The 16,103-nt window shown below is 56.3% G+C and carries 9 protein-coding genes; all 9 read left to right on the top strand.

Translation table 11 applies throughout. The annotated features are described in order from the left end of the window. The first annotated feature begins 279 nt into the window (after positions 1-279). On the top strand, positions 280-468 hold the full coding sequence (gene bcsR / locus C2U53_RS08540) for a cellulose biosynthesis protein BcsR (RefSeq protein WP_042323607.1): 189 nt from the start codon (positions 280-282) through the stop codon (positions 466-468). A gap of 11 nt (positions 469-479) precedes the next feature. Then, positions 480-1,232, top strand: coding sequence for a cellulose biosynthesis protein BcsQ (gene bcsQ / locus C2U53_RS08535; protein WP_042998548.1), 753 nt, complete (start codon positions 480-482; stop codon positions 1,230-1,232). Then, positions 1,229-3,850, top strand: coding sequence for a UDP-forming cellulose synthase catalytic subunit (gene bcsA / locus C2U53_RS08530; RefSeq protein WP_042998547.1), 2,622 nt, complete (start codon positions 1,229-1,231; stop codon positions 3,848-3,850). Before bcsQ ends, bcsA begins: the two co-directional genes overlap by 4 nt. A gap of 10 nt (positions 3,851-3,860) precedes the next feature. After that, on the top strand, positions 3,861-6,218 hold the full coding sequence (bcsB, locus tag C2U53_RS08525; RefSeq protein WP_042998546.1) for a cellulose biosynthesis cyclic di-GMP-binding regulatory protein BcsB: 2,358 nt from the start codon (positions 3,861-3,863) through the stop codon (positions 6,216-6,218). Positions 6,219-6,224: 6 nt separating this feature from the next. Beyond that, the gene (gene bcsZ, locus C2U53_RS08520) at positions 6,225-7,331 is read left to right on the top strand and encodes a cellulose synthase complex periplasmic endoglucanase BcsZ (protein ID WP_044267251.1); all 1,107 of its coding nucleotides are present in this window, start codon (positions 6,225-6,227) and stop codon (positions 7,329-7,331) included. Further along, a complete protein-coding gene (bcsC, locus tag C2U53_RS08515) occupies positions 7,313-10,810 on the top strand; it encodes a cellulose synthase complex outer membrane protein BcsC (protein ID WP_104445798.1) in 3,498 nt (1,165 codons plus the stop codon). Before bcsZ ends, bcsC begins: the two co-directional genes overlap by 19 nt. A gap of 92 nt (positions 10,811-10,902) precedes the next feature. Next, the gene (gene hmsP, locus C2U53_RS08510; RefSeq protein WP_104445797.1) at positions 10,903-12,891 is read left to right on the top strand and encodes a biofilm formation regulator HmsP; all 1,989 of its coding nucleotides are present in this window, start codon (positions 10,903-10,905) and stop codon (positions 12,889-12,891) included. A gap of 175 nt (positions 12,892-13,066) precedes the next feature. After that, positions 13,067-14,353 (top strand): C4-dicarboxylate transporter DctC, encoded by a 1,287-nt coding sequence (gene dctA / locus C2U53_RS08500; protein WP_042323143.1) that lies wholly within the window; start codon positions 13,067-13,069, stop codon positions 14,351-14,353. Positions 14,354-14,575: 222 nt separating this feature from the next. Next, positions 14,576-16,069, top strand: a complete 1,494-nt coding sequence (locus C2U53_RS08495; RefSeq protein ID WP_042998542.1) for a pitrilysin family protein — start codon at positions 14,576-14,578, stop codon at positions 16,067-16,069. Positions 16,070-16,103 lie beyond the last annotated feature (34 nt).

Here is a 16,103-nt window from a genome sequence, read left to right as displayed (position 1 = left end):
CGGGTCGCTATTTTATCTGTTTATCAGTTTACTAGCGAAAGCTCAGAAATAAACCTAACATTGAAATTAAAACGTATCAGATTTAGCATGTGAATCGATTTGGCGAGCAAGAAGCCTTGTAACATCGGCCTTTCCGATTCCATGACGCGTATTTTCACGAAACAACAAGACAGAAAATGAGCAACATCTGGCCTTGCCGAATTTCGGTGAGAACGAAGCGGAATGCGAAAAGAAAAAATGTTTGAAGCATGGCGAGTCTATTCAAAGGGATAAAACAAAATGTCTGACAACGAACCCGGCACGCAAACTGATTCAACATTGGGCTATACCTTTCAAAACGACTTCCTGGCATTAAGCCAGGCTTTTTCATTGCCAGAATTTGATTACACTGATATTTCCCAGCGTGAACAGCTCGCCGCCGCGATTAAACGCTGGCCGCTGTTGGCTGAATTTGCGCAACAACAATAAGGAAGCCGTGGATGGCCATTCTGGGACTTCAGGGCATACGAGGCGGAGTGGGCACGACGTCGATCGCGGCTGCACTGGCCTGGTCATTGCAATTATTAGGGGAAAATGTCCTGGTTGTGGATACCAGCCCCGATAATTTGTTGCGCCTGTCATTCAACGTCGATTTCTCTCATCGCGACGGCTGGGCCAGAGCGATACTTGATGGTCGTGACTGGCAGGAAGGCGGGATGCGTTATACCTCGCAGCTTGATTTGCTGCCGTTTGGTCAACTGACGACGCAGGAGCGGGAATATCCTGACCGCTGGCTGGAACGACTGGGCGGCATCGCGGCGGGCATCCGTGCGCTGAAAGAGAGTGGGCGTTACTCATGGATTTTACTGGATCTGCCGCCGGGTTCCGCGCCGTTAACCCGACAACTGGTCAATGAGTGCGACCACACGCTGGCGATTGTCAAAGCCGACACCAACTGCCATGTCCGTTTGCATCAGCAATCGCTGCCGGCGGGCGCGCATATTTTAATTAACGACTTACGTGTTGGCAGCCAGTTGCAGGACGATCTCTACCAGGTCTGGCTACAGAGTCAGCGTCGTCTGCTGCCGATGGTGATTCACCGCGATGAAGCGATGGCTGAGTGCATGGCGGCCAAACAGCCGTTGGGGGAATACCGCAGTGACTCACTGGCCGCAGAAGAAGTGCTGACGCTGGCAAACTGGTGTTTATTACATTACGCAGGTCAAAAAACTCCTGTCGGGAGCGCATCATGAGTGTCCTGTCCCGGTGGTTGCTTATTCCGCCGGTGAGCGCCCGCTTAAGCGAGCGCTATCAGGGTTATCGTCGTCATGGCGCGTCGCCTTTCAGCGCGACGCTGGGTTGCCTGTGGGTGATTCTCGCATGGGTCTTCATCCCGCTGGAGCACCCGCGCTGGCAGCGTATCCGTGCCGAGCGTAAAGCGCTCTATCCTCATATCAACGCCGCGCGCCCGCGCCCGTTAGATCCTGCCCGTTATGCCATTCAGACCCTCTGGCTGATGGCGACCTCGCCGCGTCAGGAGACGACGCAGCCTCGCTGGCAAACCTTCTCCCGTCTGCAAGGCGTCAGAGGGCGTTATCACCAGTGGATGGATGCGCTACCGGGACGCGTGACGCAAAACACCACGCACCTGGATAAACAAAAAGAGCTTGGTCACCTGAGCTCTGGCGCGCGTCGCTTTATCATCGGGATTATTGTCACTTTTTCGTTGATTCTGGCGCTGATATGCGTGACCCAGCCGTTTAACCCGCTGGCGCAATTCATCTTCCTGATACTGCTGTGGGGCGTTGCGCTGATCGTGCGCCGCATGCCGGGGCGCTTCTCCGCGCTGATGCTGATTGTGCTGTCGCTGACGGTATCGTGCCGCTATATCTGGTGGCGCTATACCTCCACGCTGAACTGGGACGATCCGGTGAGTCTGGTCTGCGGGCTGATCCTGCTGTTTGCCGAAACCTATGCGTGGATTGTGCTGGTGCTGGGTTACTTCCAGGTCGTCTGGCCGCTGAACCGCCAGCCGGTGCCGCTGCCAAAAGATATGTCGCAGTGGCCGTCGGTCGATATCTTTGTGCCGACTTACAACGAAGATCTGCACGTAGTGAAGAACACCATTTACGCGTCGCTGGGTATCGACTGGCCGAAAGATAAGCTCAATATCTGGATCCTCGACGATGGCGGGCGTGAAGAGTTCCGCCAGTTCGCCCAGACCGTGGGGGTGAAATATATCGCCCGTACCACCCATGAGCACGCCAAAGCCGGGAACATTAACAACGCACTGAAATACGCCAAAGGCGAGTTCGTTTCGATCTTTGACTGCGACCACGTGCCGACGCGTTCGTTCCTGCAAATGACGATGGGCTGGTTCCTGAAAGACAAGAAGCTGGCGATGATGCAGACGCCGCACCACTTCTTCTCTCCGGACCCGTTTGAACGTAACCTCGGGCGTTTTCGCAAGACGCCAAACGAAGGCACGCTGTTTTACGGTCTGGTACAGGACGGTAATGACATGTGGGATGCCACCTTCTTCTGCGGTTCTTGTGCGGTGATTCGCCGTAAACCGCTCGATGAAATTGGTGGTATTGCCGTTGAGACGGTGACTGAGGATGCGCATACGTCGCTGCGTCTGCACCGTCGCGGTTATACCTCCGCGTACATGCGCATTCCGCAGGCGGCAGGGCTGGCGACCGAAAGCTTATCTGCTCACATCGGTCAGCGCATTCGCTGGGCGCGCGGGATGGTACAGATTTTCCGGCTCGATAACCCGTTGACCGGCAAAGGGCTGAAGTTCGCTCAGCGATTATGTTACGTCAATGCCATGTTCCACTTCCTGTCAGGTGTTCCACGGCTGATCTTCCTGACCGCTCCGCTGGCGTTCCTGCTACTGCATGCCTATATCATCTATGCGCCCGCGCTGATGATTGCGCTGTTCGTCCTGCCGCACATGGTTCACGCCAGCCTGACCAACTCGAAGATTCAGGGCAAGTACCGCCACTCCTTCTGGAGTGAGATCTACGAAACGGTGCTGGCCTGGTACATTGCGCCGCCGACGCTGGTGGCGCTGATTAACCCGCACAAAGGGAAGTTTAACGTCACTGCAAAGGGCGGACTGGTAGAAGAAGAGTATGTCGACTGGGTGATTTCCCGTCCGTACATCTACCTGGTACTGCTTAACCTGTTCGGTGTGGCGGTCGGCGTCTGGCGTTACTTCTACGGGCCGGAAAACGAAATGCTGACTGTTATCGTCAGCCTGGTGTGGGTGTTCTACAACCTGATTATCCTCGGCGGCGCGGTGGCGGTATCGGTTGAAAGTAAACAGGTTCGCCGCTCACACCGTGTTGAAATTTCTATGCCAGCGGCGATTGCCCGTGAGGACGGACATCTGTTCTCGTGCACCGTCCATGATTTCTCCGACGGCGGTCTGGGGATCAAGATCAACGGTCAGGCCCAGGTGCTGGAGGGGCAGAAGGTGAATTTACTGCTCAAACGCGGCCAGCAGGAATATGTCTTCCCGACACAGGTAGCGCGCGTTTGGGGTGAACAGGTGGGGCTGCAACTGATGCCGCTGACCACCAAACAGCATATCGATTTTGTGCAGTGTACGTTTGCCCGTGCTGATACATGGGCGCTCTGGCAGGACAGCTATCCGGAAGATAAGCCGCTGGAAAGCCTGTTGGATATTCTGAAGCTGGGTTTCCGTGGCTATCGCCATCTTGCGGAATTCTCCCCATCTTCCGTGAAAATAGTTTTCCGGTCTCTGACTTCTCTGGTTTCCTGGGTTGTGTCGTTCATTCCACGCCGTCCGGAGCAGGACGAGGTGGCGGTGCAACAGCCGGATCAGGTTATGGCTCAACAATGATGATAACGCGATGAAAAGAAAACTTTCCTGGATTTGTGCAGTGGCAATGGGGATGAGCGCAATCCCTTCATTCATGACGAATGCGACGCCGGCAACGCAACCATTGATAAACACTGAGCCAACCGTGGCCCCGGCGGCGGCCGCCCCTGCACAGGCAGATGAAAATCAGCCGGTGGGTCAGGTGATGCCGGGCGTTCAGGGAGCTGATGCGCCGATTGTGGCGCAGAATGGCCCATCCCGTGACGTGAAACTGACGTTTGCGCAGATCGCGCCGCCGCCGGGCAGCATGGTGCTGCGTGGCGTGAACCCTAATGGCAGTATTGAATTTGGCATGCGTAGCGATGAAGTGGTCTCCAGAGCCGTGCTGAATCTGGAGTACACCCCGTCGCCATCCCTGCTGCCGATACAGTCGCAGCTCAAGGTCTATCTGAACGATGAGCTGATGGGCGTGCTGCCGGTCACCCAGGAACAGTTGGGCAAAAAGACGCTGGCGCAAATGCCGATCAACCCATTGTTTATCACCGACTTTAACCGTGTGCGGCTGGAGTTTGTCGGCCACTATCAGCAGGTTTGTGAAAACCCGGCCAGCAGTACGCTGTGGCTGGACGTCGGTCGCAGCAGCATGCTGGACCTCACCTACCAGACGCTGGAAGTGCAAAACGATCTCTCGCACTTCCCGGTACCGTTCTTCGATCCACGCGACAACCGCGCGGTGACGCTGCCCATGGTCTTTGCCGGCTCGCCGGATCGTACCCTGCAACAGGCGGCGTCGATCGTATCGTCCTGGTTTGGTTCCCGGGCGGGCTGGCGAGGCCAGCACTTCCCGGTGCTGTACAACACGCTGCCGAATCGTAATGCGATCGTCTTTGCCACTAACGACAAGCGACCTGATTTCCTGCGTGAACATCCGCCGGTGAAAGCGCCGGTGATCGAAATGATCAGCCATCCGGATAACCCTTACGTGAAACTGCTGGTGGTGTTCGGTCGTGACGACAACGATCTGCTGCAGGCCGCGAAAGGGATCGCCCAGGGCAATATTCTCTTCCGCGGGAGCCGTGTGGAAGTCAACGAGGTGAAACCGCTGCTGGCGCGTAAACCGTACGATGCGCCAAACTGGGTGCGCACCGATCGCCCGGTCACCTTCGGTGAACTGAAAACCTATGAAGAGCAGTTGCAGTCCACCGGGATGGAACCTGCCGCGATCAACGTCTCGCTGAACCTGCCGCCGGATCTCTATCTGCTGCGCAGTACCGGTATTGATATGAATCTCAATTACCGTTACACCACGCCGCCGACCAAAGACAGTTCGCGCATGGATATCAGTCTGAACAACCAGTTCCTGCAAGCCTTTAGTCTGACCAGCAATGAGAAGAGCAATCGTCTGTTGCTGCGTCTGCCGGTGTTGCAAGGACTGCTGGACGGGAAAACGGATGTCGCCATTCCGGCGCTGAAGCTGGGCGCGATGAACCAGTTGCGGTTTGACTTCGAGTACATGAACCCGATGCCGGGCGGCTCGGTTGAAAACTGTATTACCTTCCAGCCGGTGCCGAATCATGTGGTGATTGGCGACGACTCCACCATCGACTTCTCGAAGTACTACCACTTCATAGCGATGCCGGATCTGCGCGCGTTTGCGAACGCGGGCTTCCCGTTCAGCCGCATGGCGGATCTGTCGGAAACCCTCACCGTGATGCCGAAAACGCCGAACGAAGCGCAGATGGAAACACTGCTCGACGCGACAGGCACTATTGGCGCGCAAACCGGCTTCCCGGCGATTAACCTGACTATCACCGATGACAGCAGCCAGATTCAGGGCAAAGATGCGGACATCCTGATTATCGGCTCGATCCCGGACAAACTGAAAGACGACAAGCGTATCGACCTGCTGGTTCAGGCGGCAGAAAGCTGGGTGAAAACCCCAATGCGCCAGACGACGTTCCCGAGCATCATGCCGGATGAAGCCGATCGCAAAGCGGATGCGCAGGCGACGGTAACGTCGAGTGGACCGATGGCAGCGGTCGTCGGCTTCCAGTCGCCGTTTCACGATCAGCGTAGCGTGGTGGCGCTGCTGGCGGATAGTCCGCGCGGCTATGAGTTGCTGAACCAGGCCATCAATGACAGCGGCAAACGGGCGGCGATGTTTGGTTCCGTCTCGGTGATCCGTGAATCTGGCGTGAGCAGTTTACGCGTCGGCGAGATCTACTATGTGGGTCACCTGCCGTGGTTTGAACGTCTGTGGTACGCGCTGGCTAACCATCCGGTGCTGTTAGCGGTGCTGGCGGCGATCAGTGTGGTATTACTGGCCTGGGTGCTGTGGCGTCTGCTGCGCATCATCAGTCGCCGCCGTCTCGATCCGGATCATGAGTGATAAATAATGAACGCGTTGCGAAGTGGGATAGTCATGGTGTTAATGCTGGCCGCGCTGAGTGTACAGGCGGCCTGTACCTGGCCTGAGTGGGATCACTTTAAAAAGGATTACATCAGTCAGGAAGGGCGGGTGATTGATCCCAGCGACGCACGCAAAATCACCACCTCGGAAGGGCAAAGCTATGCGATGTTCTTTGCCCTCGCCGCTAACGATCGCCAGGCTTTTGATACGCTGCTGGCATGGACAGAGAATAATCTGGCACAAGGTTCACTAAAAGATCATCTGCCCGCCTGGCTGTGGGGGCAGAAAGATCCCTCCACCTGGGCGGTGCTGGATAGCAACTCTGCTTCTGACGGTGATATCTGGATCGCGTGGTCGCTGCTGGAGGCGGGACGCTTGTGGAAAGAACCGCGCTATACCGAGATCGGCAAAGCCTTGTTGAAACGCATTGCCAGCGAAGAAGTGGTGACGGTGCCGGGGCTGGGCTCCATGCTGTTACCCGGCAAGATTGGTTTTGCCGACGCCAACACCTGGCGCTTTAATCCGAGCTATCTGCCACCGCAGCTGGCGCAGTATTTCACCCGTTTCGGTGCACCATGGTCCACTCTGCGTGAAACCAACCAGCGACTGCTGTCAGAAACGGCGCCGAAAGGTTTCTCACCGGACTGGGTTCGTTACGAGAAAAACAAAGGCTGGCAACTGAAGGCAGAGAAAACGCTGATCAGCAGTTACGACGCGATTCGCGTCTATCTGTGGGTGGGCATGATGCATGACGGCGACCCGCAGAAAGCACGGCTGCTGGCAAAATTCAAACCGATGGCAACCCTGACAACTAAAAACGGTCTCCCGCCGGAGAAAGTGGACGTCGCCAGCGGCAAAGCGCAGGGCAATGGCCCGGTAGGCTTTTCTGCGGCCTTACTGCCTTTCCTGCAAAACCGCGATGCACAAGCGGTGCAGCGACAGCGCGTAACAGACCATTTCCCCGGCAGCGATGCCTATTACAGCTACGTGCTAACCCTCTTCGGACAAGGGTGGGATCAGCATCGTTATCGCTTCACCGCCAAAGGTGAGTTACTACCTGACTGGGGCCAGGAATGCGCAAGTTCAAATTAAGTTTACTCGGGGTTTCACTCGGCATTGCCCTGATGCCCTTTGCCGACGCCGCGCCGTCGGCGCAACAGCAGTTGCTGGAGCAGGTGCGGCTGGGAGAAGCAACGCACCGTGAAGATCTGGTGCGCCAGTCGCTCTATCGCCTCGAACTGATGGACCCGAATAATCCTGACGTTATTGCCGCTCGCTTTCGTTACCTGCTGCGTCAGGGCGATAACGACGGCGCGCAGAAACAGCTTGATCGACTTTCTCAATTAGCGCCGGGTTCTAATGCCTATAAATCGTCGCAAACCACCATGCTGTTAGCGACGCCGGATGGGCGTCAGTCGTTACAGCAGGCGCGTCTACAGGCGACAACCGGGCATGCCGCAGAGGCGGTTGCCGCCTATGATAAGTTATTCAAGGGCAACCCGCCGGAAGGCGACCTGGAAGTGGAGTACTGGAGCGCGGTGGCAAAAATTCCGGCCCGCCGCAATCAGGCGATTAATCAGCTCAAGGCGATTAACGCCCGCAGTCCGGGCAATAACACATTGCAAAATACGCTGGCACAGCTGTTGTTTGATAACGATCGCCCGGCCGAAGGCTTTGTGGTTCTGGAGCAGATGGCGAAATCCAACACCGGGCGGAATGCCGCGTCCACGATCTGGTACACCCAGATCAAAGATCTGCCGGTCAGCGATGCCAGCGTAAAGGCGCTGCAAAAATACCTCACGGTATTCAGTGAGGGGGACAGCGTGGCTGCGGCACGCAGTAAGCTTAGCGAACAGCAAAAACAGCTTTCCGATCCGACATTCCGCGCGCGTGCGCAGGGGCTGGCGGCAGTCGACGCAGGCCAGGGCGGACGGGCGGTTTCAGAATTACAGCAGGCGGTGAGAGCCAACCAAAACGACAGCGAAGCCGTGGGTGCGCTGGGGCAGGCCTACTCTCAGCGAGGCGATCGCGCCAGCGCCGTTGCGCAGTTTAAGAAAGCGCTGGCGATGGATCCGCAGAGCGGGAGTCGCAGCAAGTGGGAAAGCCTGCTGAAAGTGAACAGTTACTGGCTGGCGATTCAGCAGGGTGATGCCGCGCTCAAAGCCAACAATATTGACCAGGCTGAACGTCTCTATCAACAGGCCAGAAACATCGACAATACCGACAGCTATGCGGTACTGGGGCTGGGCGATGCAGCAATGGCGCGGAAAGATTATCCGGCTGCCGAGCGCTATTACCAGCAGACGCTGCGCATGGACAGCGGTAATACCAATGCCGTACGCGGTCTGGCAAACCTCTATCGCGCGCAGTCGCCGGAGAAAGCCTCCGCGTTTATTGCCACGCTCTCTGCCAGCCAGCGTCGCAGCATTGATGATATTGAACGCGGACTGGAAAACGATCGTCTGGCGCAGCAGGCCGAAACGCTGGAGAACCAGGGCAACTGGGCACAGGCCGCGGAACTGCAACGCCGCCGACTGGCGCTGGATCCGGGGAGCGTCTGGATAACCTATCGTCTGTCACGCGATCTATGGCAGGCCGGGCAGCGTAGTCAGGCTGATGCGCAGATGAGCGCGCTGGCGCGTCAGAAACCCAACGATCCGGAACAGGTGTATGCGTATGGGCTGTACCTGTCCGGCAATGATCAGGATCGGGCGGCGTTGGCGCATATCAACAGCCTGCCGCGCAGTCAGTGGAACAGTAACATTCAGGAACTGGCCGATCGCCTGCAAAGCAACCAGGTGCTGGAAACGGCGAATCGTCTGCGCGACAGCGGCCGGGAAGCCGAGGCTGAAGCGCTGTTACGCCAACAGCCTGCCTCCACCCGTCTCGATTTAACGCTGGCCGACTGGGCGCAGCAGCGCGGGGAATACAATGCGGCGCGAGGTTCATACGACGCCGTGCTGGCGCGCGAACCGGATAACGTCGATGCGATGCTGGGGCTGACAGAAGTGTACATCGCCCAGGGCGACAAGCCTGCCGCGCGAGCGCAACTGGCAAAACTGCCCGCAACGCAGACGCCGTCAATCAACATGCAGCGGCGAATCGCACTGGCACAAATGCAGCTTGGCGATACCGCTGCGGCACAACAGACCTTCAATACGTTGATTCCGCAGGCCAAAGCGCAACCGCCATCAATGGAAAGCGCAATGGTGCTGCGTGACGCCGCGCATTTCCAGGCGCAGAGCGGCGAGCCGCAACAGGCGCTGGATACGTACAAAGATGCGATGGTGGCGTCCGGCATTACGCCAACGCGTCCGCAGGATAATGACACCTTTACCCGTCTGACCCGTAACGATGAAAAAGATGACTGGCTGAAGCGTGGCGTGCGCAGCGATGCGGCGGATTTGTATCGTCAACAGGATCTGAACGTCACGCTGGAGCATGACTACTGGGGATCGAGCGGTACCGGCGGCTATTCTGATCTAAAAGCGCATACCACTATGTTGCATGTGGATGCGCCGTATTCGGACGGTCGTATGTTCTTCCGTACCGATCTGGTCAACATGAATGCAGGTAGCTTCTCGACTGATGACAATGGTCGCTACAAGAATAACTGGGGCACCTGTACGCTGGAAGACTGTAGCGGCAGTCGCAGCCAGTCGGACACGGGGGCGAGCGTCGCTATTGGCTGGAAGAATGACACCTGGAGTTGGGATATCGGCACCACGCCGATGGGCTTCAACGTTGTCGATGTGGTCGGCGGCGTCAGTTACAGCAATGACATTGGGCCGTTGGGTTATACCCTGAACGCGCACCGCCGTCCAATTTCCAGTTCGCTGCTGGCCTTTGGCGGACAGAAAGATGCGCAGAGCCACAACGGCGACAGCAACGACGTCAACACCGGTAAAAAATGGGGTGGCGTTCGTGCCGATGGCGGCGGGATTAGCCTCAGCTACGACAAAGGTGAAGCCAACGGCGTCTGGGCTTCACTCGGCGCCGATCGGTTAACCGGGAAAAATGTCGAGGATAACTGGCGCGTCCGGTGGATGACGGGTTACTACTACAAGATCATCAACGAGAATAATCGCCGTGTCACTGTAGGTCTGAACAATATGATCTGGCACTACGACAAAGACCTGAGCGGTTATTCGCTGGGCCACGGTGGCTACTACAGTCCGCAGGAATACCTGTCCTTCGCGGTGCCGGTAATGTGGCGTCAGCGGACGGAAAACTGGTCCTGGGAACTGGGCGGTTCGGTTTCCTGGTCGCATTCGCGCACCAAAACCATGCCGCGTTATCCGTTGTTGAATCTGATTCCGTCGGATTACCACCAGGAAGCCATCGACCAAACTAACGGTGGTGGAAGCAGCCAGGGCTTTGGTTATACCGCGCGGGCGCTGATTGAGCGTCGAGTGACCTCGAACTGGTTTGTCGGGACCGCGGTGGATATTCAACAGGCAAAAGACTACGCGCCTAGCCATTTACTGCTGTATGTTCGTTATTCCGCCGCAGGCTGGCAGGGCGATATGGATTTACCGCCGCAGCCGCTGGTGCCTTACGCGGACTGGTAATCAGAAAAATCCTTTTCAGACACAGCCTCTCTCAATGCCGCCGCGATCGGGTATACTCGGGCGGCAATCTGGGATATCCGGGGGAGACAATATTGCGCGTCAGTCGCTCGTTAACAATTAAGCAGATGGCAATGGTGGCTGCCGTTGTCATGGTGTTTGTGTTTCTGTTTTGTACCGTTTTGCTGTTTCATCTGGTGCAGCAGAACCGCTACAACACGGCGACGCAACTGGAAAGTATTGCCCGTTCGGTACGTGAACCGCTGTCTGCCTCAATTTTAAAAGCCGATATTCCCGGAGCCGAAGCGATTCTTGCCAGTATCAAACCGGCGGGGGTGGTGCAACGGGCCGATGTGGTGCTACCGAATCAGTTTCAGGCGCTGCGCATGAGCTTTATCCCTGAACGGCCCGTTCCGGTCATGATAACCCGACTCTTCGAACTGCCGGTGCAGATCTCGCTGCCTGTCTATTCACTTGAACGTCCTGCAAATCCGCAACCGCTGGCATATCTGGTGCTCCAGGCCGACTCATTCCGCATGTATAAGTTTGTGATGAGCACGCTGTCTACGTTAGTGACCATTTACTTACTTTTATCCCTGATGCTAACAGTCGCCATTAGCTGGTGCGTGAATCGCCTGATTTTGCACCCGCTGCGCAAAATTGCCCGCGAGCTGAATAACATTCCGCAACAGGATTTGATTGGACATCAGCTGGCGTTGCCGCGTCTGCATCATGACGATGAGATTGGTCTGCTGGTGCGCAGCTACAACCTCAATCAACAACTGGTCCAGCGCCACAGCGAAGAGCAGACGGATAACGCGATGCGTTTTCCGGTCTCTGACCTGCCGAACAAAGCGTTCCTGATGGGGCTGCTCGAGCAGGTCGTGTCGCGTCAGCACACCACGGCGCTGATGATTGTCACCTGTGAAACGCTGCGCGATACGGCGGGCGTGCTGAAAGAGGCGCAGCGGGAAATTCTGCTGCTGACGCTGGTGGAGAAACTGAAATCGGTGCTGTCACCGAGAATGGTGCTCGCGCAGATCAGCGGTTACGATTTTGCCATTATCGCTCACGGCGTCAAAGAGCCGTGGCACGCGATCACATTATGTCAGCAAGTACTCACTATCATCAATGAGCGATTGCCGGTGCAGGGGATCCAACTTCGCCCAAGCTGCTGCATTGGCGTGGCGATGTATTACGGCGATCTCAGCGCCGAACAGCTCTATGGGCGCGCGGTATCCGCAGCGTTTACCGCCCGGCGCAAGGGCAAAAATCAGATTCAGTTCTTCGATCCTGAGCAGATGGCAATCGCCCAGAAACGGCTGACCGAGGAGAGCGATATTCTCACCGCGCTGGACAATCACCGCTTTGCCCTCTGGTTGCAGCCTCAGGTGGAGATGAGCAGCGGCAACGTGGTCAGCGCCGAAGCGTTGCTGCGTATGCAGCAGCCGGACGGGAGCTGGGAATTGCCGGAAGGGTTGATTGAGCGGATTGAGTCCTGCGGCCTGATGGTCACCGTGGGCCACTGGGTGTTGGAAGAGTCTTGTCGTCAGCTCGCAGCCTGGCAGGAACGGGGGATCACGCTGCCGCTGTCGGTCAATCTGTCAGCACTCCAGTTGATGCACCCGAATATGGTGTCAGACATGCTGGAACTGTTAAATCGTTATCGTATCCAGCCGGGTACGCTCATTCTGGAAGTGACGGAGAGTCGGCGGATCGACGACCCGCATGCCGCCGTGGCGATACTGCGTCCGTTGCGTAACGCCGGCGTGCGTATCGCGCTGGACGATTTTGGCATGGGCTACGCGGGGCTGCGCCAGCTCCAGCACATGAAATCCCTGCCCATCGACGTGCTGAAAATCGACAAAATGTTTGTCGATGGCCTGCCGGAAGATAACAGCATGGTCTCGGCGATTATCCTGCTGGCGCGCAGTCTGAATTTGCAGATGGTGGCGGAAGGCGTCGAGACCGAAGCGCAGCGTGAATGGCTGGCGCAGGCGGGGGTTGAAATCGCTCAGGGCTTCCTTTATGCCCGTGCGGTACCCGCTGAAACCTTCGAAGAACGTTATCTGAAGCACAATTGATGTGATTACAATACTTTAAAAAGGTCCGACTTGTGCGAGCCAGCTCAAGGTTTTTAACATTTTTGTTTCATTTATGATCCTGGTGCATTTCTGTGATGTTGTCTGGGTGTTATTTTAAGGCCGCAGGTTAACCAAAACCTTATAAGACCTGTGGTTTTTACTTCAAGGACACCCTATGAAAATCTCTCTGTTTAAAAGCCTCTACTTTCAGGTCCTGACAGCAATTGCCATTGGTATTCTCCTTGGCCATTACTACCCTGAATTAGGCGCACAAATGAAACCGCTTGGCGACGCGTTCGTTAAGCTGATCAAGATGGTCATCGCACCGGTTATCTTCTGTACTGTCGTGACTGGCATTGCAGGCATGGAAAGTATGAAAGCGGTGGGCCGTACAGGTGCAGTTGCGCTGCTTTACTTTGAGATTGTCAGTACGATTGCGCTGATCATTGGTCTCATCATCGTTAACGTGGTGCAGCCCGGTGCCGGGATGAACGTTGATCCGGCAACGCTGGATGCAAAAGCGGTAGCGATTTACGCCGAACAGGCAAAAGACCAGGGAATCGTAGGCTTCCTGATGGATATTATCCCGGGCAGCGTCATTGGCGCCTTTGCCAGCGGTAACATCTTGCAGGTTCTGCTGTTTGCGGTGATGTTTGGGTTTGCCCTGCATCGTCTGGGCAGCAAAGGCCAACTGATTTTCAACGTCATTGAAAGCTTCTCGCAGGTTATTTTCGGCATCATCAACATGATCATGCGTCTGGCGCCAATCGGGGCGTTCGGGGCGATGGCGTTTACCATCGGTAAATATGGCGTGGGTACGCTGGTGCAGTTGGGGCAACTGATTGTTTGCTTCTACATCACCTGTATCCTGTTTGTGGTTGTTGTGCTGGGTTCGATCGCCCGTGCAACAGGCTTCAGCATCTTTAAGTTTATCCGCTATATTCGTGAAGAACTGCTGATCGTGTTGGGAACGTCCTCTTCCGAGTCTGCGTTACCGCGTATGCTCGACAAGATGGAAAAGCTTGGCTGTCGCAAGTCGGTTGTGGGGCTGGTGATTCCCACCGGCTATTCGTTTAACCTTGATGGAACCTCGATATACCTGACGATGGCGGCGGTGTTTATCGCCCAGGCCACCAACAGTCATATGGATATCTTCCATCAGATTACGCTGCTGGTGGTACTGCTGCTCTCCTCGAAAGGGGCGGCGGGCGTGACCGGAAGTGGCTTTATCGTGCTGGCGGCCACTATCTCTGCGGTTGGCCATCTGCCGGTGGCCGGTCTGGCGCTTATCCTCGGTATCGACCGTTTCATGTCTGAAGCCCGTGCGCTGACCAACCTGGTCGGTAACGGCGTGGCAACGGTCGTGGTCGCGAAGTGGGTGAAGGAACTGGACCACAAGAAGCTTGATGATGTGCTGAATAATCGTGCACCTGAAGGCAAAACGCACGAAATATCCTCTTAATTTCGATACTTATGACCGCAGTCCCTTGTGGGGCTGCGGGCTCCTGCGCATAATTGACCCCTGGGCCCGAATCCTTCAACATGGAGGTATCGGGTTTATTTCACTTCTTCCGTGACATTTTCATGTTCTTGCGGTCTAACACGAAGTGTTTTTAACGTCATATTCAGACAAGCCTAACTGGGGTTGTCTTTTTATTACCAGGATTGTTGATCAGGGGTTTACATGCAGGGCACAAAAATTCGACTTTTAGCGGGCGGTTTGCTGATGATGGCCACTGCTGGCTATGTGCAGGCAGATGCGCTCCAGCCTGACCCAGCATGGCAACAGGGGACGCTGGCGAATGGTTTACAGTGGCAAGTGTTAGCCACCCCGCAGCGCCCCAGCGACCGTATCGAGGTCCGCCTGCAGGTAAATACCGGTTCGCTCGCCGAAAGTACTCAACAGAGCGGTTTCAGTCATCTTATTCCCCGTATTGCGTTAACCCAAAGTGGCGGCCTTGATGCCGCGCAGGCACGTTCACTGTGGCAGCAGGGTTTTGACCCTAAACGTCCGATGCCGCCCGTCACCGTCTCTTACGACTCCACACAGTACAATCTCAGCCTGCCCAATAACCGCAGCGACCTGCTGAAAGAGTCGCTGAACTATCTGGCGAACACGATGGGCAAACTGACGATCACCCCCGACGTCGTCAATCATGCGCTAAACACAGAAGACATGGTCACCACGCTGCCCGTCGATACGAAAGACGGCTGGTGGCGCTATCGTCTGAAAGGGTCGGCGCTGTTGGGTCACGATCCTGCCGAGCCGGTAAAAATGCCGGTGGACGCGGAGAAAGTGCATGAGTTCTACCAGAAGTGGTACACCCCAGACGCGATGACGCTGATTGTTGTCGGCAACGTTGATGCGCGGTCGGTGGCCGAGCAAATCAACAAAACCTTTGGTGAACTGAAAGGGAAACGTGAAACCCCTGCGCCGGTGCCGACGCTCTCGCCGTTGCGTGCGGAGGCGGTGAGCATTATGACCGACGCGGTGCGCCAGGATCGTCTCTCTGTCATGTGGGATACGCCGTGGCAGCCGATTCGCGAGTCTGCCGCGCTGTTGCGCTACTGGCGCGCGGATTTAGCGCGTGAGGCGCTGTTCTGGCACGTCCAGCAGGCGCTGAGTAAGAACAACGCGAAAGATATCGGCCTCGGCTTTGACTGCCGCGTGCTGTTCCTGCGCGCGCAGTGCGCAATCAACATCGAATCGCCAAACGACAAGATTTCCGCCAATCTGAGCACCGTGGCGCGTGAACTGGCGAAGGTACGTGATAACGGCCTGCCGGAAGAAGAGTTCAACGCCCTGGTGGCGCAAAAGAATCTGGAGCTGCAGAAACTGTTTGCGACCTACGCTCGTACCGATACCGATATTCTCATCAGTCAGCGTCTGCGCTCGCTGCAAAATCAGGTCGTAGATATCGCGCCTGAACAGTACCAGCGTTTGCGTCAGGACTTCCTGAACAGCCTGACCGTTGAGATGTTGAATCAGGATCTGCGTCAGCAGTTGTCGCAGGATATGGCGCTGATTCTGCTACAGCCGAAAGGCGAACCGGAATTCAACATGAAAGAGTTGCAGGCGACGTGGGATCAAATCATGGCGCCGGTGACTGCCGCGGCGACACCGGCAGAAACGGACGATGCGCATCCGGAAGTGACAGATATTCCGGCTGCACGGTAGGGGTGGATTGCCTGATGGTGCTGCGCTTATCCGG

Origin of the sequence: Citrobacter sp. CFNIH10, from assembly GCF_002934585.1 — a bacterium.
GTDB lineage: Bacteria > Pseudomonadota > Gammaproteobacteria > Enterobacterales > Enterobacteriaceae > Citrobacter_A > Citrobacter_A amalonaticus.
This window is presented reverse-complemented; position numbering and strand designations above follow the sequence as displayed.

Bases quoted from the DNA above. Each gene is read 5' to 3' on its own strand.
- bcsZ (WP_044267251.1), top strand. From the start codon at position 6,225: ATGAACGCGTTGCGAAGTGGGATAGTCATGGTGTTAATGCTGGCCGCG.
- bcsQ (WP_042998548.1), top strand. From the start codon at position 480: ATGGCCATTCTGGGACTTCAGGGCATACGAGGCGGAGTGGGCACGACG.
- bcsA (WP_042998547.1), top strand. From the start codon at position 1,229: ATGAGTGTCCTGTCCCGGTGGTTGCTTATTCCGCCGGTGAGCGCCCGC.
- bcsC (WP_104445798.1), top strand. From the start codon at position 7,313: ATGCGCAAGTTCAAATTAAGTTTACTCGGGGTTTCACTCGGCATTGCC.
- bcsB (WP_042998546.1), top strand. From the start codon at position 3,861: ATGAAAAGAAAACTTTCCTGGATTTGTGCAGTGGCAATGGGGATGAGC.
- bcsR (WP_042323607.1), top strand. From the start codon at position 280: ATGTCTGACAACGAACCCGGCACGCAAACTGATTCAACATTGGGCTAT.
- C2U53_RS08495 (WP_042998542.1), top strand. From the start codon at position 14,576: ATGCAGGGCACAAAAATTCGACTTTTAGCGGGCGGTTTGCTGATGATG.
- dctA (WP_042323143.1), top strand. From the start codon at position 13,067: ATGAAAATCTCTCTGTTTAAAAGCCTCTACTTTCAGGTCCTGACAGCA.